This is a genomic window from Alcaligenes sp. LTN-3 (assembly GCF_059735605.1).
In genome coordinates this window covers 520,773-545,776 of sequence record NZ_JCAPDN010000002.1, presented here as the reverse complement: position 1 = coordinate 545,776, position 25,004 = coordinate 520,773, and the positions used below count along the sequence as shown (strand labels likewise).

Sequence of the window (25,004 nt, the reverse complement as noted above, 5' to 3'; positions counted from 1 at the left end):
CAAAGCGAGCCATCCCACACGGCGCCCACAACCGACGCTAGGTCGGCAAGGCCAGTGGCTCCACCAGCTCAATCAGGTACTCATCCGGGTCAAGCACAAAGGCAATCGTGCGTTTGCCGTGATTCATCTGCTTGGGAGGCGTCTTGACCCTGACGCCCTGCTCTTCCAGATAACGCACGGCCTGATGCACGTCCTGGACCATCAAGGCCAGATGACCAAAAGCCCCGCCCTTCTCATATGACTCTTTTTGGTCCCAGTTCCAGGTCAGCTCCAGACTGGACTGCGTGCCCTGATCAAAACTGAGAAACACATTGGTGAAGCGGCCGGACTCATAGTCCGTATGGCGCACAACATGCATGCCCAGAATATCGCGGTAGAACGCCAGGGATTGTTCCAGATCCAGGACGCGCAACATGACATGATCAAGGCCAAACTGTATTTCGGAAGTGCTCATAGCGAGGGGCAGAGGGTGGAAAATTGCAATGTAGCAAAACCGCCCCCCTTGCATCATGACCGCTCATCAAGGGTCCATGAGAAATACTCAAGCCTTACGCACTGGCCGCCATCAGCTCCGACGAGATGGTCTGGATGAATAAAGGCACACAGGGATTGGCATTGCTTTCCTGCCACATGATGTTGATGAAGGACTGCGGATGCTGCCCCGATAAGTCCAGATCAATGGCCACCAAATCACGGTGTACGTACTTGCGCAAGGACTGCGATAAGACAGCAATGCCAATATTGGCCGCCACCATGCTCATGATGCCGGTAATGGTGCTGGCTTCCTGCACGGAATTGGGATGAAAACCGGCATGTCGGCACAGTGAATAAAAATAGCGCCGCCAGACCTGCCAATGCGTCTTGCTGCCCACCACAAAACGCTCATTGGCCAGTTCCACCAAGGGGATGGATTTTTCCTTTGCCAAAGGGTGATCGCTCTGCAAAAGAACGATAGGGTCATCATGACAGACCGGCTTCCACTGCACGCCCAGTTCCTCGGGATCATCAGAGAAAGCAAAGCCAAAGCCCAAGTCCAGGCTGCCCTGCTGCAAGCCCTGAATTTGCTGCTGCGTGGGCATATATAACAAATCGGTTGTGATGTTCGAATACTGCTGCTTGAAGTGCTCCAGCGTTCTGGGTAACACGTCCTGCACCGCGTAGTCGTTATAGGCAATGATCAGGTGTCCGATATCGCCAAACTTGGCTTTCTGGGCCAGTTCGATACCGCGCTCCAGATGCACAAAAACCTGCTCGATTTCCTGCAGCAGCAAAAAGCCTGCCGCTGTCAGCCTGACTTGGCGGGTGCTGCGTTCAAACAGATCCACCTGCAAGTCCTCTTCCAGCTTTTTGATGATGCGCGTCAGCCCCGGTTGCGTGATGTGCAACCGCTCCGCCGCCTTCTTGAAATGCAACTGTTCGGCCACCGTTTTAAAGGCGCGCAGGTGATGCAAGTCCAGGCGTGCGGGAATCATGGTTTCGCTCATTTTTTAGATTGATAACATCGCGATCAATAATAGTGCGCGAATAGTGAATGGACAAGCAATTTGCAGAGGATTAGCTTATCTAGCACGCACTGGATGGCGCTTTGCAAGCATGCCAGGAGCGGATGCCCAGCCCCACAGAAAGGAGGAACTCATCCTGTTGCAGCCGATGCTCTAACCGAGCTTTCAACCAATACCAAGAAAAGACAGACACGTATAAATAATAAAAAAACCAGCTACCCCCACAGGGTTTGATTTCAAAAAACAGATAGTCCCAATACTTGAGGAGACATAAGTATGCAAAGGGAAAGCACCGTGGCCGAATCGGAACATACCGATACGGGTCACATCAAGAAAGTAATGATGGGTTCAGCGGCCGGTACGATCGTTGAATGGTTCGACTTTGCCTTGTTCGGCTATATGGCCGTGTACATTGCACAAAACTTCTTCCCCACGGAAGACAAGATGGCGGGCTTGCTGGCCACCTTTGCAGTATTTCTGGTGTCCTTTATTGTTCGCCCCCTGGGCGGGATCTACTTTGGCCGACTGGGCGACCGCATTGGCCGCAAGAAGATTCTGGCCCTGACCGTCTTGCTGATGTCCGGCTCGACCGCGGCCATTGGTCTGATTCCAACCTATGACAGCATTGGCATCTGGGCTCCGGTTCTGCTGATCATCATCCGCTGTATTCAGGGGCTGTCGGCCGGTGGCGAATATACCGGCGCCACCATCTACACCGTTGAACACAGTCCCATGAACAAACGCAACTCCTACGCTTGGGCGATGTCCGGTGCCACCTATTTTGCGTTTGCACTGGCAGCAGGGATCAGCGCCGGTCTGGCCGCCATTGTCGGTACCGAGGCCATGGGCGATTGGGGCTGGCGCACCATCTTCCTGCTGGCCGTTCCCATGGGCATCGTGGCCTTTTTCATTCGCGACCACCTGGCCGAATCGCCCGAGTTCCAGCAGATGCGTGCGGAAAAGAAAGGTCAGCTCAGCTACAGCGCTTCCCAGGTGTTCAAGGCAGAGGGTTCCAATATTGTGAAGCTGGGTGGCTTTATCGTGCTGTACGCCCTGTCCTTCTACATTTTCTCTACCTATATGAACACCTTCTTGCGCACGGTCATTGGCTTGTCCTCCGTCCAGTCCCTGACTGCGAACATGGTTGCCCTGCTGTTCGTCACTGCCCTGACCCCGCTTGCCGGTGTGATCTCGGACCGGGTGGGCCGCCGTCGCATGATGCAATTTGCCGCTGTCTGGCATGCGCTGTTCACCATTCCGGCCTATATGATCGTCAGCAAGGGAGCTTCTTTGGAGGCCGCTATTTTCGGCATGCTGATTATCGGTATTGGTCAGGTGGCAGCCAGTGTGGTGGCCGTCACTCTGCTCTCGGAGATGTTCCCTACCGACATGCGCTATACCGCTTCCAGCATGTGCTACAACATCACCTTCGCGATTTTTGGTGGTACTGCACCGTACCTGGCCATCTGGCTGACGGCGCAGACAGGCAGCTATCTGGCCCCGGCGTTTTATGTCACGGTGGTCGCGGTTCTGTGCTTTTTCTGGGTGACGGTGCTGATGCCCGAAACCGCCAACAAGCCTTTACGCCGCTATCACACCGAACCGGCTCATGATGCCAAACCGGCAGTCAGCATGGGCAAGGCAAGCGCCAGTTAAGCCCTCACCATTCCCGCTGGTTTTCCGTCATCAACAGCCCTGATTTACAGGGCTGTTTTTTTTATGGAAAAAGAGCATTGATTTACATTAAAAGCAATTCACATAAAGCTGATTCTGCCTATACAGAAACCGTATTACCATACCGGCTTCTATAGAATAGCCTTCTATAGCCCGCGTCAAATATAGACTCACCTCCTGCCTTAAGCAGGCAGAAGAATACGCTTGCACTGCCCAAGGAATTTGCACCATGACCACCATCAGCCTCACCAACGTAACCGTAAGCAGCGACGCCAACTCGCATGCCCAAGGGTGGCTGACGGTTCAATTCAGCAATGGCTACAGCATCCAGGCCTACTGCCCCGAAAGCAGTGACAACTGGGCCCAAGGAGCCCGGCAGCTGTGCAAACCAGGACATCACGACGGTCTGGCCCCCACGCAGGTAGACGAGCTGCTGATGCAAGCGGCCGACGATGGCAGCTATGTCGTCCTGCAAGCCACTCTGCCCAAGGCTGCCGTTCCCATGACTTATGCCCGGCCCGCTGACGAGCACGTCTATATGGAGCTGTCCCACAAACAGCAAAGCGTTTTCAGCGCGGATTTCCTGGCCATTGCCGCGATTATTTTCGGGGCGCTGTATGGTTTGAAATGGCTATTGGAAAAGTATCTGCTGCCAAAACTATAAAAAAACGCAGCCTAAAAAAAAAGCGCCCTGTAAAAACAGGACGCCTAAAAAAAAAGAAAACTACGCCGTCAGCACTGAGCTGCTATTTAAAAAGCGCTGCTGCAACTGACGCGCCTGTAAAAGCAAAACATCATCCTGATGCGGTTTACCAATCAACTGCAAACCCATGGGCAGTTTCTGGAAATAACCCAAAGGCAAGGACACCACGGGCAAGCCCAATAACTGCCAGGCACGACTCATGAATGGCGCCCCCGTTCCTTCGGTTTTATAAGGCGCAACACCGGCTGCCGCAGGCGCCAGAATGAAATCCGCCCCACTATCTGCAAACCACTGCAACACTGCCTGTTTGAGCGTGTCCGCTCTTTGCAAGGCAGCAATGTACTCCATGTAGGGAAAAGCCAGACCCGTGCTCATCAAGGACTGCATATGGGCACTCAAGGTTTCATGCTGCTGTTGCTCGTACACCAGATTCCGGGCCACTTCATATGCCATGATCTGGGCATGCAAGGCCGTCAACTCAACGACGGCATCCTGCAAGGGGAAATCAACCAACGTATGTCCCTGTTCCGACAAATCCTTCTGGCACGCCTGCAAGGTCTCCAGCATCTTGCCCTGAACTTCGCCCAATGCTTGCCCAGAGAAAACACCGAACACACAAGCCGCCTGCGCTCCCGGCGTGCTCAAACTCAAGGGTTTGTGCAGCAGGATGTTGCGCAGCAAGAGCGTGTCGAGCACATCGTTGCTGAGTATGCCCAAAGAATCCAGCGACTGCGCCAGCGGTTGAATATTACGCAAGGAAAACTCGTTCTTGCTGCCTACATAGCCAATGCAGCCGCAGTAGGATGCGGGCCGTATGACCGATGCCGCCGTCTGTGTGCCGAAGGCTACCGGCACCATGAAATCGGCCACGGCAGCAGCAGAGCCGCTGGAGGAGCCGCCGGGTGTACGTTCAGCATCATGCGGGTTATTCGTCTTGCCAGCCTGAAAGTAAGCAAACTCGGTTGTGACCGTCTTGCCCATCAAAATGCCCCCTGCCGCTTTCATCGCGGTAACGCAGGAAGCATCCATATCCGGAATCCGATCCTGGTGAATGGCTGAGCCCATTGTGGTGGGAATACCGGCCGTATCAATTACGTCCTTGACCGCAAAGGGCAGGCCCATCAAGGGCGAGGCCTTGTAAAAATCGCTGCGGCTTTCGTACTCGGCCAGATAGTCGTCTTGATCAATCAGATACTGCCAGGCACCAATCTTGTCATCGCGTGTGGCAATGCGCTCGTAGAAGGAAGCCACGATCTCCGGCAGACTGGCTTCGCCCGTATGCAGAGCGTGCAGCAATTGATGCAAAGGCAGCTTAAACCACTGTCGTTTCATGCTGCCACTCCTTGAGAGCTTGAAATAAAGAGGCATCCACCGTCGCCACTCCACCGCCAATACGACCGCGCTCTCCGGCACCGTCGATCATGCCCAGCAACACCAAAGGCCCGGTATTGCTGGCAATCACTTGCGCAAAATCACTGATGCCATTGCGCCCGGCCAGAAAGGGCAAGCGGGTTTTCAGAAACAGGCTTTGACGAGTCAGGTAGTTCGAGGGCAAAAAGGCATGCAAATTCTTCGCACTAATCCCGGCCAGATCCAGACACTGACCACCCAGCCCTACAAAATCCACCACCGCACTATCGCCCAAGGCTCCCAGCGCGTTTGCCTGTTCATTGCCGGGTTCTTTATTGCCAGCAATAACAGGGGCATCCGTAACCAACCAAGTTGTCGAACTGGCCAATTGCAGACCAAAGCGCAAGCCATTGCCGCCGACTTTAACGATGGCATCCGCGCCATCAGCGGGCGTCTGGTTTGCCAGAATCAAGGCACTGGCGGCCATCCAGTAATTCAAGGCCCAGGCCATCGCACCGTACAGAAAGCTCTGGCTGGCTTGGTCATTAATGCCCCAGGAGACAATAATGTCGGCCAGTTGCCTGGAGCCATGCATGGTACGAGCATGGCCATCATCACCATTGAGCAAGGAAGCCTGGACAATGGAGGCCAGATCTACCGGCCCCTGAAACTGTGCAGCCAGCCGTGCGCCCAAATCCTGATGCAGCCAACGCAGATGCGGCACCATTTCATCAGCAAAAATACCCAGGCGGGTGCACCACTGCATGCCTTCATTCAGCACCGAGTATTTCTTGTTTTCGGGCTGATTGCTGTCGCTGACCTCAATCAAATACATGGACGGCGTGACGACTCCGGCCAATGGCACCACCACGCCGTAATCCTGCGCGGGAGCCAGTTGCACGCCCCCTGCGTCCAGCAAGGCTTGCGCCTCTTGTTTGTTGCCCGCCCAGCCCTCATACAGAATGCCGATCAAAACCGAATTTCGGATTGCGGCAGGCAGCTCCTGCGCATCCCGAAACGGTGGCCCGGCATGCAGGACCAGGCGGCTTTGCGAGGGCAAAATGGATTGCAGGGGACGGACTCCCGTCCAGGCTGGCATCACGGCCTGCGTCTCTACATGCTGAGCCATATCGTCTCCTTACGCTACGCGCACCCAGGTTTCACTATTCGCCAGGCTGGCGGACTGCGCACGCGAGCCGTTAAAGTCTCGCTCTATGGTGTTGCCTGGCAAGGCCTTGCCATTGATCAGCACTCTGGCTTGCTGCGCCGGATGGAATACACACATCATTTCGTGCTTCTGGGTTTGGGTCTGGCTTTGCGGCAGGTCCACACAAATCGCGGGCTGCGTCATTTGATGCCATTGCAATTCCACCGTCAGACCTGCACTGGCGGAGGAGACAGACTCGCTGACCAGCTCAGGGAAACGGTTCACCGTCTGGAAAACGCCGTCACCCAAGACCTGCAACTTATCCAGCGCCACCGCCTTGCGAAACAAGCCAAAATGGCGCACAAAATCCCGTACCAGATACTCGGCCAAAGGCTGGTTGTCTGTAATCAGCAAACGTGCGTCGCTGTCCTGCCCGTCCTCGTAGGGCTTGTCCAATACCAGAATGGCCTGGCCGCTGCCATACGCCGAGCTGGCAATGCGAAAGTACAGGGACAAGGACGACCAGTCCTGCTCAGGGTCGGTCTTCAAGTAAATAAAAGGGTTGTCACCCGTCCAATCCAAGGTGCCGGTTTTAATTCCCGTCATGCTCAAGTCTCCGTGTTCAATGTATTCGTTATGGGAGCCTGGGCGTTTCACGCCAGGTCTTTTTCCACCGCGTATTCCTGGCGCAGTTGCTGAAAATCCGTGCTCGGCTGCCAGCCCAGAATTTCCTTGGCCGCATGGCTGCTGAAAATAGAGGCACGGGGATTATTCTGATACCAGCGCGGGTTCTTGATTTCAGGCACAGGGCCAATAATCTGCTGATACCAGTCTGTGGTTGCCAAGGGGTGGGAGCTATCGTCTGCGCTGATGAAAAACACGCCGTAGCGCAAACCTTGCAGATTCACGGCGGCCTCAAAAGCACGCGCCAGATCCGCAGCCCAGATGTAATAGAACAGCCAGTTACGCTGCGGGCTGTCAACGAACTGGATGTACTCGGCAATGGTTTCCGGCAGCACCACAGCCAGCGGACGCAGGCAGATCACTTCCATATCACCGGCATCGCTAAAGCTTTTTGCCATCTGCTCCATGACAATCTTGCTGACGCTGTAGGCCTGATAAGGCTTGTTTTCATGGGCCTCGTCTACAGGCAGATACTGAGGTTTCCAATCGGCGCGCATCTCCGACAGACCGCAGGCTGAAATACTGGAACACAGCACCACTTTCTTGACGCCGTTTTCACGACAGGCTTGCAGCACATGCCAGGTGCCGCGCACATTGACGTTGATGTACTGCTCCTCAGCAGCCTTCCAGTCGAAATCAATCGCCGCCAGGTGAATCACGGCATCGGCATCTTTGGTGGCCGCACGCACGGCCTCCAGATCCATCACATCCGTTTGAATAAAAGAAACCTGATGCTGGCTGGGTTTCAGATCCGCCACGACCACATCCATGGTCTGCATCAATTGCTGTACGACGTACGAGCCCACACGGCCCGAGCCACCTGTAACCACCACTTTCTTCATGGTGTTTCTCCTGTTTATTGTTATAGATCCAAAACCAATTCAGCCGACAAGGCGCGCGAAACGCAGATCATCATGGTTTCATTCAGCCGCCGTTCTTCTGGCGACAGCACAAAATCCCGATGCTCCGGCAAGCCGGAAATCACTACGGTCTCGCAGGTGCCGCAGGTGCCGTTCTGGCATGAGCACTTGACCCGTATGCCTTCCCGTTTCAAGGCGGCCAGAATCGTTTCATCCCCCGCTACCGCGATGCTTTTGCCCGACTTCTTCAGGGTCACGGTAAAGCCCTTGCCTTGCAACATGGCCGGATCGGTCTCTACCGAGAAGCGCTCCAGCACCAGTTGCCAGCCAATATCGGCCTGTTCCTGTTGATAGTTTTCCAAGGCGGTCAGCAAAGGCTGCGGACCGCAGGAATAAACGACGGTTTGCGCATCCAGCGCTTGCAATGCGCCTTGCAGATCAAACAGACCGTCCTGATTGGAGGCATGCGTGGTGATACGCGCGCCATCCACTTCTTGCAGCTCTTGCAGAAAAATAAAATCCGCTGCGTTTCTTGCCAGATACAGCAAGTGCCAGTCCAGACCCGCTGCCGCAGCGGCCTGGACCATGGGCACGATAGGCGTGATGCCTATGCCCCCGGCAATAAAGAAGCACTTCTTGTTTGCAGCAAAGGGAAAGTGATTTTTCGGAATGCTGACGGCCAGTGCATCACCTTCCTGCAATACCTCATGGATATACGCAGAGCCGCCCCGCCCGGCATCCTCTTTCAGAACGGCAATTTGCCATTCGCGGGTATTGGCCTGTTGGCCACACAGCGAATACTGACGGTAAAGCGGCTCGGTCTGCGACACCGCCAGTTCCAGCTCAATGTGCGCCCCTGGCTCCCAGACGGGAAACGCGCCCCCGTTTTGCAAACCCAGAGTCAGACCCACAACGCGCTCTGACAGCCTGGTTTTCTTCAGCACGCGTGTTTGCAAAGTTTGCTGCATGATGCTGCTCCTGCTCCCTTAGGCAATCGCTCGGATCGGCAATACCCGGCTTTGCTCGTCCGCACGGCGCTCTTCGGCGCGGTACAGATCAATCAGCCAGTTTTGCAAACGCTTGATGACCAGCTCTTCATTGGTCAAGCGGCCACGGGAAGCAAAGTTCGATTGCATGCCCTGATGCGAACGACGCCAGGCAAACAAATCCTCGATCATCACGGGGTACAAATCATCGTGTTCCTGATCGAACTTCTCTTTGTGATCCTCGCGCTCCAGTGTTTCTTGCGGATACATCCAGGACACGCCGTAGGTCGATTGCTTGGCGCTTTTGGGTAGCCACATGAAGTACTTCACCTTATCGGGCATGGCCACCAGCAAGAGGTTAGGAGCCACCGTCACGTAAGAAAGCTGGGTCCGCTCCTGATCGGTCAGACCATCCATGGGCGGCTGCAAGATGGAACCGGTATGCGTCGGCGCGGCGTCCTTGTGGGTGGAGAGCAGGTTGTAGGACACAATGCCATTGGCTACGTCATTAAAGACAGCAGTTTCATCGACACGATCCGGATTGGTTTCGTACATGCCGCCCCAGGACGAAGCGTGCAGGAAGCTGCAGTGGTAGCACTCGTCATTGAAGATCTTCCAGTTCCAGTCGAAGCTCTCCATCTTCAGAGGCTCCGAGGACTTCAACTCGGACATGCGGTAGTTCGCCAGTTGCTTACCCAAATTGCCCAGGCGGGTATGCAAGGCAGGCGCCATGGCGTCGTAGTTGATGAAGATGAAGCCTTCCCAAACCTCGGCACGGATTTTGGGCAGACAGACGCTCTTGGGGTCAAAGCTGGCGCCGGTATCAGTCAGACCAGGGGCGGAAACCAGTTCACCTTCCATGTTGTAGACCCAGGCGTGCAAAGGGCAACTGATACGGCGCACATTCCCTGCCCCTTCCAGCAACAGCATATTGCGGTGACGACAGACGTTGGATAGCACATTGATGCCACCTTCACGAGTGCGGATAGCGAACAGCGCATCATTACCTACGTCAAAGGTGAAAAAGTCACCGGCATTGGGAATGTCAGTCGCACGGCCCACACAGAACCACTGTTTTTTCCAGACGGCATTCAGTTCAAACTGGAAAAACTCTTCTGAGTTGAAACACTCGGGGGGCAAGGCGAAAACCTCATCGGTTTCCTGTTGAAAGTAGCTGCGGTCAAATTCTTCAATCGCAATGGGTGAGCGTAGAGCGGTAGTCATCTCAATATCTCCTCTGGTTTGCATGAGCACCATGAATGGCTTTTATTAGGTCAGGCCAATCATGCGACAGGGAGCGACCCTTGAAAATTGAGCAAATTTGACGGAACGATGAGTTTTTTTTGTTGTTGAATTGGACTAAGGGAAAGCGGTGGATCGCAAACACTGCAAAATGAAGCCGTTCTCGACGACGTAAAGTCCGATTGAGGACTGCGTGTCAGCTACTTGGGACTAGGTATGAGCGATGTGAGAACTAGGCGGAGCTTGATAAAACCTCCAGCCACGCGCGTCAGATCGGGTTTCCACACCCTGATCGATGAGAAATGAGCAATGAACGAAGTGCGATGTGCATCCAGCCTGGTTCGGGAAGGCCGATACATAAAAAAACCTGCATATTTGCAGGTTTTTTAAAGACGCAGGCACAGCGACACGGTCAGCAAAGAACAAAGAAAGCCCAGTCACCGAACGCAGTATAGGGGCGTCGCCAATCAACTACCGCCTAACGAATTGCAATCGACGCGACCCAATCCACAAACTCCTGCTCCTGTCGGCTAAGGTTCGCCTCCTTGGGGTAGGCCAGGAAATAGGCGTACTCTTCCAGGCAAACATCGAAAAGCTGGACGATCTCTTTCTTGTCGATCAAAGGCTGCAGCAAGGCCGGACAGCCCAGCATCACCCCTTGGCCGTTCAAGACGGCATTCATGCGCACATTGGTGTCATCAATGTGAAAGCTCTTCTTGGCCGTCAGCTCCTGCCCCGCCGCCTTGCGTAACCACTGCTCCCAACAAAGCTGATTTTCCTCGTGAATCAGCACATGCTGGTTCAGATCCGCCGGAAATGTGATCTGGCCATGCGCCTGCAAATAAGACGGCGCACACACAGGCGTCAAATTGCCGGGAATGATGCGCAAGGTCTGCAACTGCGGCCAGTCGCCCTGCTTGCCCCAGACAATTGCAAAATTGATGTTGTCCCTGAAAAAGTCCGGTGCCTGCAACCTGTGAAGCAAGTTGATTTCAATGTCCGGATGCTTCAGCCAGAAATCCCCCAGTTGCCCAGTAAACCACATGCTGGACACAAAGGGCCGCAGGGACAGATTGATGCGGCTCTTGCCGTGCGGCATGCGCAATTCACTCAAGGCCTGATTGATCTCGTAAAAAGGCCGTTGCAAACGGTCGAACAAAAACTGGCCCTGATCCGTCAACTCCAGGGAACGGTTTTTACGCAGAAACAGCTTGCAGCCCAGATACTCCTCCAGCACCTTGATCTGGTGACTGACTGCCGAAGGAGAGACCAGCAGGTCTTCTGCCGCCTTGGTGAAGTTCAACCTTTGCGCGGATACCGTAAAGGTTCTTAAGGCATTCAGTAATGGCACCTGCATGACGGGCTATGTCTCCTGATGTGGCTAGCTTTGTTCTGAAATTATTTATTATCGGAGCATAAGCCTTGCCGTCTTCAAAAACCAGTCGGCTGAACACGGGGTCCCTCAAGCGCGCATAAAAAAACCGGCCTGGGCCGGTTTTTGAAAATACAAACAGACTTACTCGTTCGCATCGGTTTTGCGCCGTACCGGAACCAGAACATTGCGTGCTTGCTCGCGTGCCGACTTGGAAGCATCAAACAATTTCCAGGCTCCCAGAGCCAAGGCTCCGATACGCAGCCAGCGCCCGCCAAAGCTACTGAGCACCGCCGAGGCACCAGATAACAGAAACGGATAACGGCGTGACAAGGACAATGCACTGGCCACCACACCGCCCATGCTCAAACCCGACGGCTTGACGCTGTTCCACAAGTTGCCGGGGCTTAAATCTTCCCCCAGGGAATGGATCTGGGACGACATGGCCTGCCGCTCCAAGGAGGCGCGGACTCGCAACAGTTCAATACGCACCGCCCGCTCCTGGGCGGACATGCTCTCTTGCTTCGTGCTCATTTCCCGTCTCCCTCGGAATCCCTCAAGCGCTCAATAAACGCGACATCGCGACGCAGCTCGGACAAGGTCGCTGAAAAAGGAATTGGACCTGTCGTCAGACGACGACGTACGGCCAGGAAAAGCCCCACTCCCAAACCGGCATACAAAACGACCAGTCCCCCCAAGGCCCAGTAACGATACTCCGTAGGCCAGAAGTACAAGGCCAGCAACAAGCTGAACACCAGCACCGCCAGAGTGGAGAACAGCAGTGCGCCAAACACCATAGTGAAAATAGTGATCAGGCTCGCCTTTTGCTGGCCGGCCTCCAGAGCAAACAGCTCCAGCCGAGTACTGACAGCTCCTATCAAGGTAGAACCAAGCTGACTGATAGTTTGCCTAAGCGCCATGATTTATCCCTGCTCTGCGACATCTTGTCCTTACCTGCAAGGACAAGAGCCTGGTTTCTAAAAGGCTGCCGATCTGGACGGCAAAGTCCAGATCGGCAGGGTCGCTTTTTATGCTGCTGCAGCCCTACGAAAGGCCCGCAGCGCAGAGCACAGACAGATTAACGACGACTGATCAGCATGCCGAACATCAGGCCCACAATACCGGCCACGCCAATAGCTTGCCAGGGCTTGTCGTGGACATAATTGTCGGTTGCTTTGGCTGCACGCAGGCTGTGATCAACCACCGCTTCCTGGGCATCGTGCAAGGAATCCCGGGTCAGACGCAATGAGCGCAAGGCTTTTTCCCGCAATTCACCGGCTTTGTCGCCCGTGGCTTCGGCTGCTTCACGCATCAGTTGTTCTGCTTCATCCAAGCTCGCTTTCACTTCCTCGATGAATTTGTCTCCGCTGTTTTCCAGACTTTTCTTGGTAGCCATAAATAACTCCTTGCCGTTGAAAGGGACACGCGACAAATACGTATCGCCAAGTGAATGGCGCCATAGCAGCGCCGCACAAAATTCTTTAACCCGCACTTTTCAGGATAAAGATACTCGGTGAACCTGTGAGATATTCATCACAAGCTTACTTCAGTTGGGTTACCTCTACCGTAGACGGTACACCGTTCTGAATACTTTCTTGCTTCATGACCATCTGCACCTCCGGACAATACCAATCGGTAACCTGTGAATTGATTCCCGGAATAGGCAGGCTGATGCCACTGAAACTGGCCTGGGTAGGCTCAATCTCGCGTTGATAGCGAATAGGCCAGCACTGGTAATTGCCCAATGCAGTCTGTATGGATTGTTGGGAGCCGACCGTCTTGGCACCAGTATGAATGCGCAGAACATTGGCCTGGCTACGCTTGTCCAGATTGATCTGATAGCTCTGACGGGGGAAAGTCTGTCCGTCTTGCAGACCACCATGTTCGTAAGAGAACAGCCCCAGCAAACGCAGGTCAAACGAGCCTGGAACGGCTTGCAGACCACCCCGGCCATCATCACGTTGGAAACGGGTGCGACCATCGCGCACGGTCATGACATAGTCAATATTAGGCTTGCTGGCAGGCAAACCCGCCAAGGCCACGCTGGCCTTGCCCTGTACGCGAGCCTGGCACTGATCGCCGCCCTGCTTTTTCACATCAGAAAACGCCAGATCAGCGCCCAAGGCCAGAAAACCCGAGCCAGTCAGTTGCACCTGACCGCCGTCACGCATAAAGGGGACGTCACACAAGCCGGCCTGGGCCGAACCCAGGCCCAAGGTAAGCAACAGAGGAGCAGCCATCCAAGCATTCAGTTTCATATGCATTCTGGATTCAGTGAAACGTAGACTTAACGCTTTATTATGCCTATCCCCCCTGCCATGCTGGCAAGGGATTGTAAAAAAGCACAACAAGTTCCGGAATTACACCTCGCCGTCCTGAACCTTCTGACGCGTACCAAAAATACGGTCGCCCGCATCGCCCAGGCCCGGCACGATATAACCGTGTTCGTCCAAATGCTGATCAATGGACGCAGTATAGATATGCACGTCAGGATGGTGTTTTTCAAGAGTGGCGATGCCTTCAGGGGCCGCCACCAGCACCAGGGCACGAATATTCTTGCAACCCGCTTTTTTCAGCAGATCGATCGTGGCAACCATAGAGCCGCCGGTGGCCAACATGGGGTCGATAATCAGGGCCAGGCGCTGGTCCAGCTCACCGACCAACCGTTCCAGATAAGTCTGGGCCTCAAAGGTTTCTTCATTTCGGGCGATACCGATCACGCTGACCTTGGCGCCGGGAATCAAGCTCAACACCCCGTCCAACATGCCAATACCGGCGCGCAAGATGGGAACAACCGTCACTTTCTTACCAGCCAGCTTTTCCACTTCCACATTGCCACACCAGCCTTCAATAGTGGTGGGTTCCAAGGGCAAATCCTTGCAAGCCTCGTAGGTCAGCAAAGAAGCAATTTCCTGGGACATTTCGCGGAAATTTTTTGTGCTCAGATCTGCCTTGCGCATCAAACCCAGTTTATGGCGGATCAAAGGGTGGCGTATTTCGTGTATGGGCATGATTGCTTCATCAAATTAGGGACTAACTAAAAACGGGGCTGCTGCACAGCAGCCCGCACTATCGTGATCGTTAACGCACTGCCAACCACTTCACCACCGAGTCAAAAAAGGGCCGGGCAGCGGCAGAACGTTCGTCATTGACCATCATGACAACAATATACCGCTTTCCGCTGGCTCCCAGCACGTAACCGGCCAGCGCACGACTATCGCGCAGTGTGCCGGTTTTCAGGTGAGCACGGCCCTGAACCTCGTCATCGCGCAAGCGCGAACGCACCGTGCCATCCACACCGGAAATCGCGAAGGAGGAAATGTACTCGGGCATCCAGTTCGAGCGCCAGGCAACCTTCAGCATGTCGGCCATCCCGCCCGCCGTAACGCGTCCATTACGCGACAGACCGGAGCCATTGTCTACCGTCCAGCCAGCCGTGTTGACACCCTGACGGCCTAATACTCCCATGACTGCCCGTTCACCACTGGCGACGGTCGCACCCGGACCGCTCATCTCAGCGCCCACGGTCAGCAAAATGGTCCGAGCCATCACGTTATTGCTTTGCTTATTAACAAGGCGAATCAAATCAGACAATGACCGCGAGTCATGCCAGGTAATCGCCTGGGCACGGGCAGGCACGCGGCCTGTCTTGATATCGCGGGCCAAGGTGCCGCCCAGATCGCGCCACAGGCTACGAAACAGTTTGTCGAAAAATTCGGTTTGGGAATGCACCAGTCGGTACACGCTGAACTCACCGCAAGAAGCAGCGGCCTTGCCACTGACACGCACCACCATGCCACCGGCTTCAGGCTGAATCTGGGTTCCAACTACAGGTGAACCAGGGCAGGTGGCCGTCGACCACTCGACTTCACCCTGAACGCGCACACCCGGCAGGGGCGGGTCAATAATCGCAATCCATTTGCGCGCCTGGGTATCGGGTTGGAACACCAGGCGGGACGCCCCCAGCCCTACCATCATGGCGTCCGGGCTGGCGTTATAGGGACGGTCACCCGCATTATCGAAGTCGCCCGGATTAATGGTGACGTTACCGAAAATGGAACGATCCACAATAACGTCGGTCAGATTCTTCACCCCACGCAAGCGGAGCTCGCGCAACATGTCCCACAACTGCGGCACGGTCAAAAACGGATCGCCCCCGGCCTTGATATACAAAGGCCCTTTCAGCGTGCCTTGCTCGTCCACTTGCAGGCCATCCTGGGCCATCAAGGTCGTGCGCCACGTGTATTCTGGCCCCAGAGCGGACAGACCAGCCCAGGTGCTGACCAGTTTCATCACCGAGGCAGGGTTACGCGGCTCTTGGGCGTTGACGCCAATCAGACGCGGGCCATCAGCCTCGTCCACCACGATGGACAGGGACGATTGTGGCAAACGGCTGGCATTCCAGACCGAAGCCAGCTCGGGCGGCAAGGCCTGGGCCAGGGCTAGCGATGCGCCTTGCACCATGAGCAAGGTGGCCAAAGCCACATGCTTGCAACGACTCAAAACAGGCTTTGCCTTTAAAACGCCCATGCCCTCGTCTCCAACAGATCAATTCAGGAAAGATCCAAGCATACCGAAAGAAAAACACCACGGATATGGCCGTTTCAGCAATCTGGCGGCAAAGCGTTAAAATAGTCGGTTACCCCACCAGGCCCGGTCTTTTGGCCCACGGCCCTTTACGACAAACCATGAGCATCGACCCCTCTTTAACTATCGCCCAGTTCGACTACGAGCTTCCCCCTGATCTGATCGCTCAAAGCCCGCCGGCCCAGCGCCAGGGCAGCCGTTTGCTGCATCTGGACAGTGCCAGCCAATTGCATGACCGCCAATTCACCGACCTGCCCAGCCTGCTGCGCAAGGGTGACCTGCTGGTCTTTAACGACACGCGCGTTATCAAGGCCCGCCTGCACGGCCAAAAAAGCAGCGGCGGCAAGGTGGAAGTGCTGATCGAGCGCGTGACCGGCCCTGATACGGCCCTGGCCCATATCCGCGCCAGCAAATCCCCCAAACCCGGCACCTTGCTGGAACTGGCCGAAGGCCGCGTACTGGCCGACTGCACCGGACGGGAAGACGCCTTGTTTGCCCTGCGCTTTCACGAGCCTGTGCTGGACATGCTGGAGCAGTACGGCGCAACACCTCTGCCGCCCTACATTACCCACGCGGCCGATGAACAGGACGACTCGCGCTACCAGACTGTCTACGCCCGTCACCCCGGTGCCGTAGCCGCCCCCACAGCAGGCCTGCACTTTACCGACGACATGCTGGCCACCTTGCGCGAGCAAGGCGTGGACCAGGCCTTTGTGACCTTGCACGTGGGTGCAGGCACGTTCCAGCCTGTGCGCGTGGACAATATCAGCGAGCACGTCATGCACGCCGAACGCTACCACGTCCCCGCCGCCACCCTGACCAAGATTGAAGCCACCCGCGCTGCTGGTGGCCGCGTCATTGCCGTGGGCACCACCAGCGTGCGTTCGCTGGAATCTGCCGCCAGCAAAGAGCCCGGCATGAACCAGCGCTGCGCCGATGGCAGCATTGAAGGCGACACGCGTCTCTTTATTACCCCCGGCTTCCAGTACCAGTGGGTAGATGCGCTGATCACCAACTTTCATTTGCCCCAGTCCACCTTGCTGATGCTGGTATCGGCTCTGGCGGGGATCGAACCCATACAACGTGCCTACCAGCACGCCGTCCAATCCCGGTATCGCTTCTTTAGTTACGGCGATGCTATGTTCATTGAGCCCCCTACCCCATGAGTGGACTGAAGTTTGACCTTTTAAGCACCGATGGCGGCGCTCGCCGTGGCCAGATCACCCTGAACCACGGTGTGGTGCAGACCCCCATCTTCATGCCGGTAGGCACGTATGGCAGCGTCAAGGCCATGATGCCGCACGAGTTGAACGAGATTGGCTCGCAGATCATTTTGGGTAACACCTTTCACCTGTGGCTGCGTCCAGGCACGGAAGTCATGGACAAGTACCAGGGCCTGCATAACTTCATGCAGTGGGACAAGCCCATCCTGACGGATTCGGGCGGTTTTCAGGTGTTCAGCCTGAAAGGCATGCGTAAAATTACCGAGGAAGGGGTGAAGTTTGCCTCCCCCATCACCGGCGAGCGCCTGTTTCTGACACCTGAAGTGTCCATGCAAATCCAGTACTCCTTGAACTCCGACATTTCCATGGTGTTCGACGAGTGCACTCCCTACCTGATTGATGATCGCCCCGCTACGCATGATGAAGCGGCCAAATCCATGCGTATGTCTCTGCGCTGGGCGCGTCGTTCGCGCGAGGAATTCAAGCGTCTGACCAACCCCAATGCCCTGTTTGGTATTGTGCAAGGCGGCATGTACGAAGATTTGCGCGACGAATCCCTGGCCGGTCTGACCGACATCGGCTTTGAAGGCTACGCCATTGGTGGCCTGTCCGTAGGCGAGCCCAAAGAAGACATGATGCGCATTCTGGCGCACACCACACCCAAACTGCCCACCAACGCCCCCCGCTATCTCATGGGGGTCGGTACGCCAGAAGATCTGGTGGAAGGGGTCAGCCAGGGTGTGGACATGTTTGACTGCGTGATGCCCACCCGCAACGCCCGCAATGGCTGGCTTTTTACGCGCTACGGCGACATCAAAATTCGCAATGCCCGCTACCGTGACGACACACGCCCGCTGGACCCAAGCTGCACTTGCCATACGTGTCAGCATTTCTCACGGGGCTACTTGCATCATTTGCAGCGTTCCAATGAAATTACCGGCTCGCGTTTGAATACCTTGCACAACCTGCATTTCTATCTGCAGATCATGCAAGAGATGCGTGATGCCATTGAGCAAAAGCGTTTTGCGGCCTGGCGCGAGCAATTCCACCAGGATCGAGCACGCGGCATTGAATGACACGCGGTTTGTGATACCGCAATAAAGTGCCGCTACAATACACCGTTAGTTTTTGACAACCCACACAAAAAAATCCTCAGGAGCCCCACATGTCCGCTGTTGACATTCTGACTCTCATCCCCGCCCAGGCAGCTGCCGGCGGCGAAAATGCCTTGATGGGCATGCTGCCCATCATCTTGATGTTCGTTGTGCTGTACTTCTTGATGATTCGCCCTCAAATGAAGCGTCAGAAAGAGCACCGCAATCTGGTGTCCAACCTGGCCAAAGGCGACGAAGTCATCACCTCCGGCGGTTTGCTGGGCAAAGTCAGCAAAGTTCACGACAACTACCTGACCGTTGAAGTGGCCAACCTGACCGACAAGCCTGTTGAAGTTCTGGTCCAACGCGTGGCCGTTACGACTGTTCTGCCTAAAGGCACCATCAAGTCGCTGTAATGCCTCCGACCCCGGACCTCGGTCCGGGGTTGCCATTTCTGCACCCGTCGTAGATATCCCATGAATCGTTATCCCCTCTGGAAATATGTCATCGTCTTGGTCGCGCTGGCGATCGGCCTGATCTATACCTTGCCCAATCTGTTTGGTGAGTCTCCTGCTGTGCAGGTTTCCAGCGCCAAATCCACGGTCCGGCTTGAAACCAGCCTGATCAGCCATGTTGAAGAGCTGCTCAAGCAAAACAATATTCCTACGACGGGCTCGTATTTTGAGCAAAACGGACCCAACGCCACCGCGCGTTTCCGTTTTGAGTCCACCGATGTTCAGCTCAAAGCCAAAGATCTGATCGAGCGCGAGCTGAACAAGGACTCCACAGCGACCGCTCCCGACTACACCGTCGCTCTGAACCTGGTGTCCGCGTCGCCTGCCTGGCTGACCGCATTGGGCGCGCATCCCATGCACCTGGGTCTGGACTTGCGCGGCGGCGTTCACTTTCTGCTGCAAGTCGATATGCAGGGCGCACTGCAAGCCCGCTACGACTCCATGGTGGCTGATGCCCGCAGCGTGCTGCGCGAAGCCAAAGTACCTGTCGGGACCATCGAGCGCGATGGCCAGTCCCTGCGTATGGACTTTGCCTCGGCTGAGAATCGCGACCGCGCCCAGTCCGAAATGCGCCGCGCCATGCCTGATCTGGAGTTCATTCCTGCCGGCGATAGCGGCTTGACCGCTCGTTTGACGGAAACCGCCACCATCCAGGTACAGACCAACGCGCTGACACAAAACATCACCACCTTGCACAACCGCATCAACGAGCTGGGCGTGGCCGAACCCGTTATTCAACAACAGGGTTCGGACCGCATCGTGGTTCAGTTGCCCGGGGTACAGGATGTAGCGAAAGCCAAAGAAATTCTGGGCCGTACCGCCACGCTGGAACTGCGCATGGTGGAAGACTCCCCCGCTGCCGTTGCCGCGTTGAACTCGGGCACCGTGCCCTTTGGCCTGGAGCGCTACACCGAACGTGGCGGTGCTCCTTTGCTGCTGCGCCGTCAGGTCATCCTGACCGGTGAGAACCTGCAGGACGCCCAGCCTGGCCGCGACTCGCAAACCCAGCAGCCCACCGTCAACCTGACGCTGGACAACAAGGGTTCACGTATCTTTCGCGACATTACCCGCAACAATATCAACAAGCGCATGGCTATTGTGCTGTTTGAAAACGGCGTGGGTGAAGTGGTGACAGCTCCGGTTATCCGCAGCGAAATTCCTAACGGCCAGGTACAGATCAGCGGCAGCATGAATGCTCAGGAAGCCGCCGATATTTCCCTGCTGTTGCGCGCCGGTTCGCTGGCCGCCCCCATGAGCATTATTGAAGAACGCACGATTGGCCCAAGCCTGGGTGCCGACAATATTCGCCAAGGCTTTAACGCCACGCTGTACGGCTTTATTGCAATTGCCATCTTCATCATGCTGTATTACCACTTGATTGGCCTGTTCTCCACCATTGGCCTGACCTTCAACGTGCTTTTGCTGCTGGCTGTGCTGTCCATGCTGCAAGCGACCTTGACCTTGCCCGGTATTGCGGCCATTGCCTTGACACTGGGTATGGCCATTGACGCCAACGTGCTGATCAACGAGCGTATCCGCGAAGAATTACGCAATGGCGCCTCACCGCAACAAGCCATTCACCAGGGTTTTGATCGTGCCTGGGCCACTATTTTCGACTCCAACCTGACCAGTCTGATTGTGGGCGTTGCTTTGCTGGCCTTTGGCTCGGGCCCCATCCGTGGTTTTGCGGTGGTACACGTGATCGGTATTCTGACCTCCATGTTCTCTTCGGTGGTTGGGGTCCGTGCCCTGGTCAATCTCTGGTATGGCAACCGTCGTCGCCTGCAAGGGATTTCTATCGGCCAGGTCTGGAAGCCACAGGACAAGAAGTAAAGCGCCGGGGCCGGTGCAAACCGGCCAGGCCCAACTACAGGCATAAAGCATCATGGAATTTTTTCGTATTCACCGCACTATCCCGTTCATGCGCCATGCTTTGGTGCTGAACCTGATCAGTTTTCTGACGTTTATCGCAGCGGTCGTTTTCATTATCTTGCGCGGCTTTCACCTGTCCATCGAATTTACCGGTGGTACGGTCATCGAAGTGCACTATCAGCAAACTGTACAGGTTGAGGATGTGCGCCGCTCGGTTCAGTCTTTGGGCTATACCGATTTTCAGGTGCAGAACTTTGGAACGTCGCAGGACATCATGATCCGCTTGCCCGTTCTGGACGGACAAGATTCGACCCAGCAAAGCGAACAAGTGCTCCAGGCCCTGAAGCAGCAACACTCAGATGTAGAGCTGCGCCGCGTGGAGTTCGTCGGCCCTCAGGTCGGGCAGGAGTTGTTAAATAACGGCTTGATGGCCCTGGCCTTTGTGGTTGCAGGCATCTTGCTGTACCTGGGTTTTCGCTTTGAGTGGAAGCTGGCTTTGGCATGTGCCCTTGCCAACTTGCACGACGTGGTCATCATTCTGGGCTTTTTCGCGTTCTTCCAATGGGAGTTCTCGCTGTCAGTGCTGGCCGGTGTTCTGGCTGTCCTGGGTTACTCGGTGAACGAATCCGTTGTGGTGATGGACCGTATCCGTGAAAACTTCCGCAAGCAGCGCAAGATGTCGGTATCGGAGATTATTGACCTGTCCATTACCCAGAACATCTCGCGTACCATCATCACCCACGGTTCTACCCAGATGATGGTGCTGTCGATTTTCTTCTTCGGTGGCCCCACGCTGCACAACTTCTCGCTGGCGCTGACCATCGGTATCTGGTTTGGTATTTACTCCTCCGTGTTCGTGGCCGCCGCTATTTCCATGTGGCTGGGCGTGAAACGTGAGGATCTGGTCAAGCCAATCAAGAAAGACGAAGGCGGCGAGGTTGTAGAAGGTTAAGTTGCTTCTTTAGTCGTTGTTCAAGACTAGCCCGACATTGTTGTGATGCCGGGCTTTTTTGTTTCTGGAGCTGCTAGATTGCGGGTAATAGGGTGGCAGGCGTTTGTTTTATTGAGGGCCGGAGCAGGTCGGCTTGGCGGGTTATTCGCCCGTGCTGCGCACGGGTCCCCTTGTCAGAGGCCAGATGCGGGCGGGTCGTGAACTCGGAGCGCGGTTTGTCCCCCGGACAAACCGCAAGCGTGCTCCTCAAACAGCACGCCCCTTGCACCCCGCATCCAGCCTCCGCCCACGGCGAACAACCTGACTCGCCCGCCGACCTGCTCCGGCCCTCAATAAAACAAAAAGGGGTTTACTGCTGCCACCCTATATTCGGAATACTTCGGCACGATGGCTATACAACAAGCGATATTGCGATGGCAATATGGCGGAACTTCACTACTGTAGCGATCACGACAATGTCTACAGAGAAGCTCATTTCCATCAGGCTGATAGAACTTGCCGCAGTCATTTTCAGATCACAAGCAGCAAGGATCGGATAAGGCACGACAAGCCGACGGTGTGGGGAACGAAATGGTCGCAGACGACTTAATTAATGCGGGATGGTTTCATCCGGCCGCAACGTCAATACGCGCACACCACTTTCCGTCACAGCCACCGTGTGTTCAAACTGTGCCGACAGCAAGCCATCGCACGTACGTACGGTCCAGCCATCTTTCCCGGTTTGCACCGCATGGCCGCCTTGATTCAGCATAGGTTCAATGGTGAACACCATGCCCTCTTTCAGTCTCAAGCCTGTCCGCGGTGTCCCCCAATGCAGAACCTCGGGGGCTTCGTGCATTTCTCGCCCGATGCCATGCCCGCAGTAATCGCGCACAACGGAGTAGCCATTCTTGCGTGCGTACTGCGAGATGGCAAATCCTACATCGCCCAAAGTCGCACCGGGACGTACGGCTTGTATGCCCTTCCACATCGCCCTATAGCAGGCATCGACCAGTTTTTGCGCAGCAGGAGCAACCTGCCCCACCATGTAGGTTTTGCTGGAATCCGCAATAAAGTCGTTCTTCTCCAGGGTGATATCGAAGTTCACGATGTCTCCCTCTTTGAGCACATCCGCCGTGGACGGCATACCGTGGCACACCACCTGATTAGGCGAGGCATTCAGAACATAGGCATAACCGTACTGCCCTTTGCTGGCGGGCCGGGCTTGCAGATCTTCCACGATGTAGCTCTCGACCAGATCATTGATCTGCATGGTGCTCATGCCAATCAGATCCAACTGATCCAGGTGCGTGAACACTTGAGCCAACAAACGACCTGACTCGGCCATCAAGGCAATTTCATCCGCCGTCTTGATCATGCTGACTCCATCTGATCCAGCGGCACAGCAGGCTCACCCAAACCGGCCGCCTTCATTTCACGAGCAACAATGTCGTTAAAGCTCAAGGTCGGATTCAGTTCGCACAGCAGCCCCATACGTATCCAGAAAGCGGCCTGCGCATTGATGGAGCGACATGAAACGGTGCTCGCTTTGCGTAACTGATCGTGCAGCTCGTCATCAATATTCACGATACCCATTTCCCAACCCCTATATGATTCATATACGAATCATATATTTCACAAAAACAGGACGCAAGCAAAACCTGGCCGAGAATCCTTATCCAACTCGATGCCCTGGCAAGGCTGCTTCCAGTTATCACCAGCCAAAGGGCGGCTTGTCTGCAACAAGTCCCACCACAGGAATCCCTGCTTGCTTGTGGCTCAAGCGAAGCTGGGCGTTATAATGCTCGATTCATCATTTTCAATGGCCCGCGGGATATACACCCGTCACGGCTCCTTCTATGACCGACACCACAATCTCTCCCCCCGCCAGCGCGGACGCTGCCACCAAGCCTGCCCGCAAGCTCTTCATCCGCACCTTTGGCTGTCAGATGAACGAGTACGACTCCGAAAAAATGGCCGACATCCTGAATCAGGATCGCCCTGTGGAGTTAACCACCAACCCCGAAGAAGCAGACATCATCCTGTTCAATACCTGTTCGGTGCGCGAGAAAGCGCAAGAAAAGGTGTTCTCGGATCTGGGCCGGGTTCAGCATCTGAAAGCGCTCAACCCTGATCTGGTGATTGGTGTGGGTGGCTGTGTCGCCAGTCAGGAAGGCGACACGATTATTCGCCGTGCTCCCTACGTGGACGTGGTGTTCGGGCCACAGACCTTGCACCGCCTGCCCGAGCTGATCGTCAAGCGACGCAACAGTGGCCGCTCGCAAGTGGACATCAGCTTTCCGGAAATCGAAAAATTCGATGCCCTGCCCCCAGCACGTGTGGAGGGATACTCGGCCTTTGTGTCCATCATGGAAGGTTGCAGCAAATACTGCAGCTTCTGCGTGGTGCCCTATACTCGTGGCCCCGAGGTCTCCCGCCCCTTTGACGACGTCCTGATGGAAGTGGCCGATCTGGCCGACCAGGGTGTGCGTGAAGTCACACTGCTGGGCCAGAATGTGAACGCCTACCGTGGCCCGACCGACGTCGCGGGCGAGATTGCCGACTTTGCCATGCTGCTGGAATACGTACACGAGATCCCCGGTATCGAGCGCATTCGTTACACCACCTCGCACCCCAAGGAAATGACCTCGCGCCTGATTGCCGCGCACGGCAACCTGCCCAAACTGGTGCCCTTCCTGCACTTGCCCGTACAGGCCGGCAGCGACCGTATTCTGGCTGCAATGAAACGCGGCTACACTTCGCTGGAGTTCAAATCCATCGTGCGCCGCCTGCGCGAAGCCCGCCCAGACATTGTCTTGTCCTCGGACTTTATCGTGGGCTTTCCCGGTGAGACTGAAGAAGATTTCCAGAAAACACTGAAGCTGATTCGCGATGTGAATTTCGACCAGTCTTTCTCTTTTGTATATTCCCGTCGCCCCGGTACGCCTGCCGCTGACCTGGAAGACACCACCACCAAAGAGGAAAAGCTGGACCGCCTGCATCGCTTGCAAGCGCAAATCAACGAGCAGGCACAGGCCATCAGCCAGGCCATGATTGGCAGCGTGCAACGCATTCTGGTCGAAGGCACCTCGCGCAAAGACGACTCGGAACTGAAAGGCCGTACCGAAAACAACCGCATCATCAACTTCCCCGGCGATACTCGCCTGATCGGACAAATTGTGGATGTGCATGTGACCCAAGTACTGACCAACACCCTGCGCGGAGAAATTGTGACCCATGACCGGGTTGCAGGAGCCTAATC

At 55.6% G+C, this 25,004-nt stretch carries 25 protein-coding genes; 8 read left to right on the top strand and 17 right to left on the bottom strand.

All coding sequences use genetic code 11. The features are described from left to right. Positions 1-37 precede the first annotated feature (37 nt). On the bottom strand, positions 38-454 hold the full coding sequence (gene gloA / locus AC6I6N_RS10895) for a lactoylglutathione lyase (protein WP_230019040.1): 417 nt from the start codon (positions 452-454) through the stop codon (positions 38-40). 94 nt (positions 455-548) lie between these two features. After that, on the bottom strand, positions 549-1,472 hold the full coding sequence (locus tag AC6I6N_RS10890; protein ID WP_238988587.1) for a LysR family transcriptional regulator: 924 nt from the start codon (positions 1,470-1,472) through the stop codon (positions 549-551). Between the two features lie 306 nt (positions 1,473-1,778). Here AC6I6N_RS10890 and AC6I6N_RS10885 point away from each other — a divergent pair, with 306 nt between their 5' ends. Together AC6I6N_RS10885 and AC6I6N_RS10880 are read left to right on the top strand one after the other, a co-directional pair. Then, a complete protein-coding gene (locus tag AC6I6N_RS10885) occupies positions 1,779-3,158 on the top strand; it encodes an MFS transporter (RefSeq protein WP_230019039.1) in 1,380 nt (459 codons plus the stop codon). Positions 3,159-3,405: 247 nt separating this feature from the next. Further along, the gene (locus tag AC6I6N_RS10880; RefSeq protein WP_497943502.1) at positions 3,406-3,840 is read left to right on the top strand and encodes a hypothetical protein; all 435 of its coding nucleotides are present in this window, start codon (positions 3,406-3,408) and stop codon (positions 3,838-3,840) included. Between the two features lie 60 nt (positions 3,841-3,900). Here the strand turns inward: AC6I6N_RS10880 and AC6I6N_RS10875 are convergent, their stop codons facing one another. The 13 genes from AC6I6N_RS10875 to dacB all read right to left on the bottom strand — a co-directional run bounded on the left by AC6I6N_RS10875 (position 3,901) and on the right by dacB (position 16,050). After that, complete coding sequence (locus AC6I6N_RS10875; protein ID WP_497943501.1) at positions 3,901-5,211, bottom strand: amidase; 1,311 nt, start codon at positions 5,209-5,211, stop codon at positions 3,901-3,903. Next, a complete protein-coding gene (locus tag AC6I6N_RS10870; protein ID WP_321277716.1) occupies positions 5,192-6,358 on the bottom strand; it encodes an oxamate carbamoyltransferase subunit AllG family protein in 1,167 nt (388 codons plus the stop codon). Before AC6I6N_RS10870 ends, AC6I6N_RS10875 begins: the two co-directional genes overlap by 20 nt. A 9-nt stretch (positions 6,359-6,367) precedes the next feature. Further along, entirely contained in the window at positions 6,368-6,982 is a 615-nt protein-coding gene (locus AC6I6N_RS10865; protein WP_108728757.1) for an NAD-dependent dehydratase, read from the bottom strand. Positions 6,983-7,029: 47 nt separating this feature from the next. Then, on the bottom strand, positions 7,030-7,902 hold the full coding sequence (locus AC6I6N_RS10860) for an NAD-dependent epimerase/dehydratase family protein (protein ID WP_497943500.1): 873 nt from the start codon (positions 7,900-7,902) through the stop codon (positions 7,030-7,032). A gap of 20 nt (positions 7,903-7,922) precedes the next feature. Continuing rightward, positions 7,923-8,888 (bottom strand): PDR/VanB family oxidoreductase, encoded by a 966-nt coding sequence (locus tag AC6I6N_RS10855; protein ID WP_249461200.1) that lies wholly within the window; start codon positions 8,886-8,888, stop codon positions 7,923-7,925. Between the two features lie 18 nt (positions 8,889-8,906). Next, the gene (locus AC6I6N_RS10850) at positions 8,907-10,130 is read right to left on the bottom strand and encodes an aromatic ring-hydroxylating oxygenase subunit alpha (protein ID WP_094195694.1); all 1,224 of its coding nucleotides are present in this window, start codon (positions 10,128-10,130) and stop codon (positions 8,907-8,909) included. Between the two features lie 496 nt (positions 10,131-10,626). Next, positions 10,627-11,505: a LysR substrate-binding domain-containing protein gene (locus AC6I6N_RS10845; protein WP_094195693.1), complete on the bottom strand. Its 879-nt coding sequence runs from the start codon at positions 11,503-11,505 to the stop codon at positions 10,627-10,629. A 159-nt stretch (positions 11,506-11,664) separates the two neighbouring features. After that, positions 11,665-12,054 (bottom strand): hypothetical protein, encoded by a 390-nt coding sequence (locus AC6I6N_RS10840; RefSeq protein WP_094195692.1) that lies wholly within the window; start codon positions 12,052-12,054, stop codon positions 11,665-11,667. Beyond that, positions 12,051-12,440 carry a phage holin family protein gene (locus tag AC6I6N_RS10835; protein WP_094195691.1) on the bottom strand — a complete coding sequence of 130 codons (390 nt, stop codon included), beginning with the start codon at positions 12,438-12,440 and terminating at the stop codon, positions 12,051-12,053. The genes AC6I6N_RS10840 and AC6I6N_RS10835 overlap by 4 nt, the downstream gene beginning before the upstream one ends. Before the next feature lie 158 nt (positions 12,441-12,598). Further along, the gene (locus AC6I6N_RS10830; RefSeq protein WP_094195690.1) at positions 12,599-12,916 is read right to left on the bottom strand and encodes an ElaB/YgaM/YqjD family protein; all 318 of its coding nucleotides are present in this window, start codon (positions 12,914-12,916) and stop codon (positions 12,599-12,601) included. Positions 12,917-13,061: 145 nt separating this feature from the next. After that, a complete protein-coding gene (locus tag AC6I6N_RS10825; protein WP_108728758.1) occupies positions 13,062-13,778 on the bottom strand; it encodes a hypothetical protein in 717 nt (238 codons plus the stop codon). Between the two features lie 102 nt (positions 13,779-13,880). Beyond that, entirely contained in the window at positions 13,881-14,531 is a 651-nt protein-coding gene (gene upp, locus AC6I6N_RS10820) for a uracil phosphoribosyltransferase (protein ID WP_042483245.1), read from the bottom strand. A 70-nt stretch (positions 14,532-14,601) separates the two neighbouring features. Further along, on the bottom strand, positions 14,602-16,050 hold the full coding sequence (dacB, locus tag AC6I6N_RS10815; RefSeq protein WP_094195688.1) for a D-alanyl-D-alanine carboxypeptidase/D-alanyl-D-alanine endopeptidase: 1,449 nt from the start codon (positions 16,048-16,050) through the stop codon (positions 14,602-14,604). Positions 16,051-16,208: 158 nt separating this feature from the next. Between dacB and queA the strand changes: the two genes are divergently transcribed. The 5 genes from queA to secF all read left to right on the top strand — a co-directional run bounded on the left by queA (position 16,209) and on the right by secF (position 21,763). Continuing rightward, positions 16,209-17,273 (top strand): tRNA preQ1(34) S-adenosylmethionine ribosyltransferase-isomerase QueA, encoded by a 1,065-nt coding sequence (queA, locus tag AC6I6N_RS10810; protein WP_094195687.1) that lies wholly within the window; start codon positions 16,209-16,211, stop codon positions 17,271-17,273. Next, complete coding sequence (gene tgt / locus AC6I6N_RS10805; RefSeq protein ID WP_094195686.1) at positions 17,270-18,406, top strand: tRNA guanosine(34) transglycosylase Tgt; 1,137 nt, start codon at positions 17,270-17,272, stop codon at positions 18,404-18,406. Before queA ends, tgt begins: the two co-directional genes overlap by 4 nt. A gap of 89 nt (positions 18,407-18,495) precedes the next feature. Next, positions 18,496-18,840, top strand: coding sequence for a preprotein translocase subunit YajC (gene yajC, locus AC6I6N_RS10800; protein ID WP_003803689.1), 345 nt, complete (start codon positions 18,496-18,498; stop codon positions 18,838-18,840). Between the two features lie 60 nt (positions 18,841-18,900). Then, positions 18,901-20,772, top strand: a complete 1,872-nt coding sequence (secD, locus tag AC6I6N_RS10795; protein WP_094195685.1) for a protein translocase subunit SecD — start codon at positions 18,901-18,903, stop codon at positions 20,770-20,772. Between the two features lie 52 nt (positions 20,773-20,824). Next, positions 20,825-21,763: a protein translocase subunit SecF gene (gene secF, locus AC6I6N_RS10790; protein WP_108728069.1), complete on the top strand. Its 939-nt coding sequence runs from the start codon at positions 20,825-20,827 to the stop codon at positions 21,761-21,763. Positions 21,764-22,352: 589 nt separating this feature from the next. On the opposite strand, the gene map is transcribed toward secF, so the two are convergent. Both map and AC6I6N_RS10780 read right to left on the bottom strand, forming a co-directional pair. Further along, complete coding sequence (map, locus tag AC6I6N_RS10785) at positions 22,353-23,120, bottom strand: type I methionyl aminopeptidase (RefSeq protein WP_406611756.1); 768 nt, start codon at positions 23,118-23,120, stop codon at positions 22,353-22,355. After that, on the bottom strand, positions 23,117-23,338 hold the full coding sequence (locus tag AC6I6N_RS10780) for a ParD-like family protein (protein ID WP_094195682.1): 222 nt from the start codon (positions 23,336-23,338) through the stop codon (positions 23,117-23,119). Before AC6I6N_RS10780 ends, map begins: the two co-directional genes overlap by 4 nt. A gap of 263 nt (positions 23,339-23,601) precedes the next feature. Between AC6I6N_RS10780 and miaB the strand changes: the two genes are divergently transcribed. After that, positions 23,602-25,002: a tRNA (N6-isopentenyl adenosine(37)-C2)-methylthiotransferase MiaB gene (miaB, locus tag AC6I6N_RS10775; RefSeq protein ID WP_094195681.1), complete on the top strand. Its 1,401-nt coding sequence runs from the start codon at positions 23,602-23,604 to the stop codon at positions 25,000-25,002. The last annotated feature ends 2 nt before the right edge of the window (positions 25,003-25,004 follow it).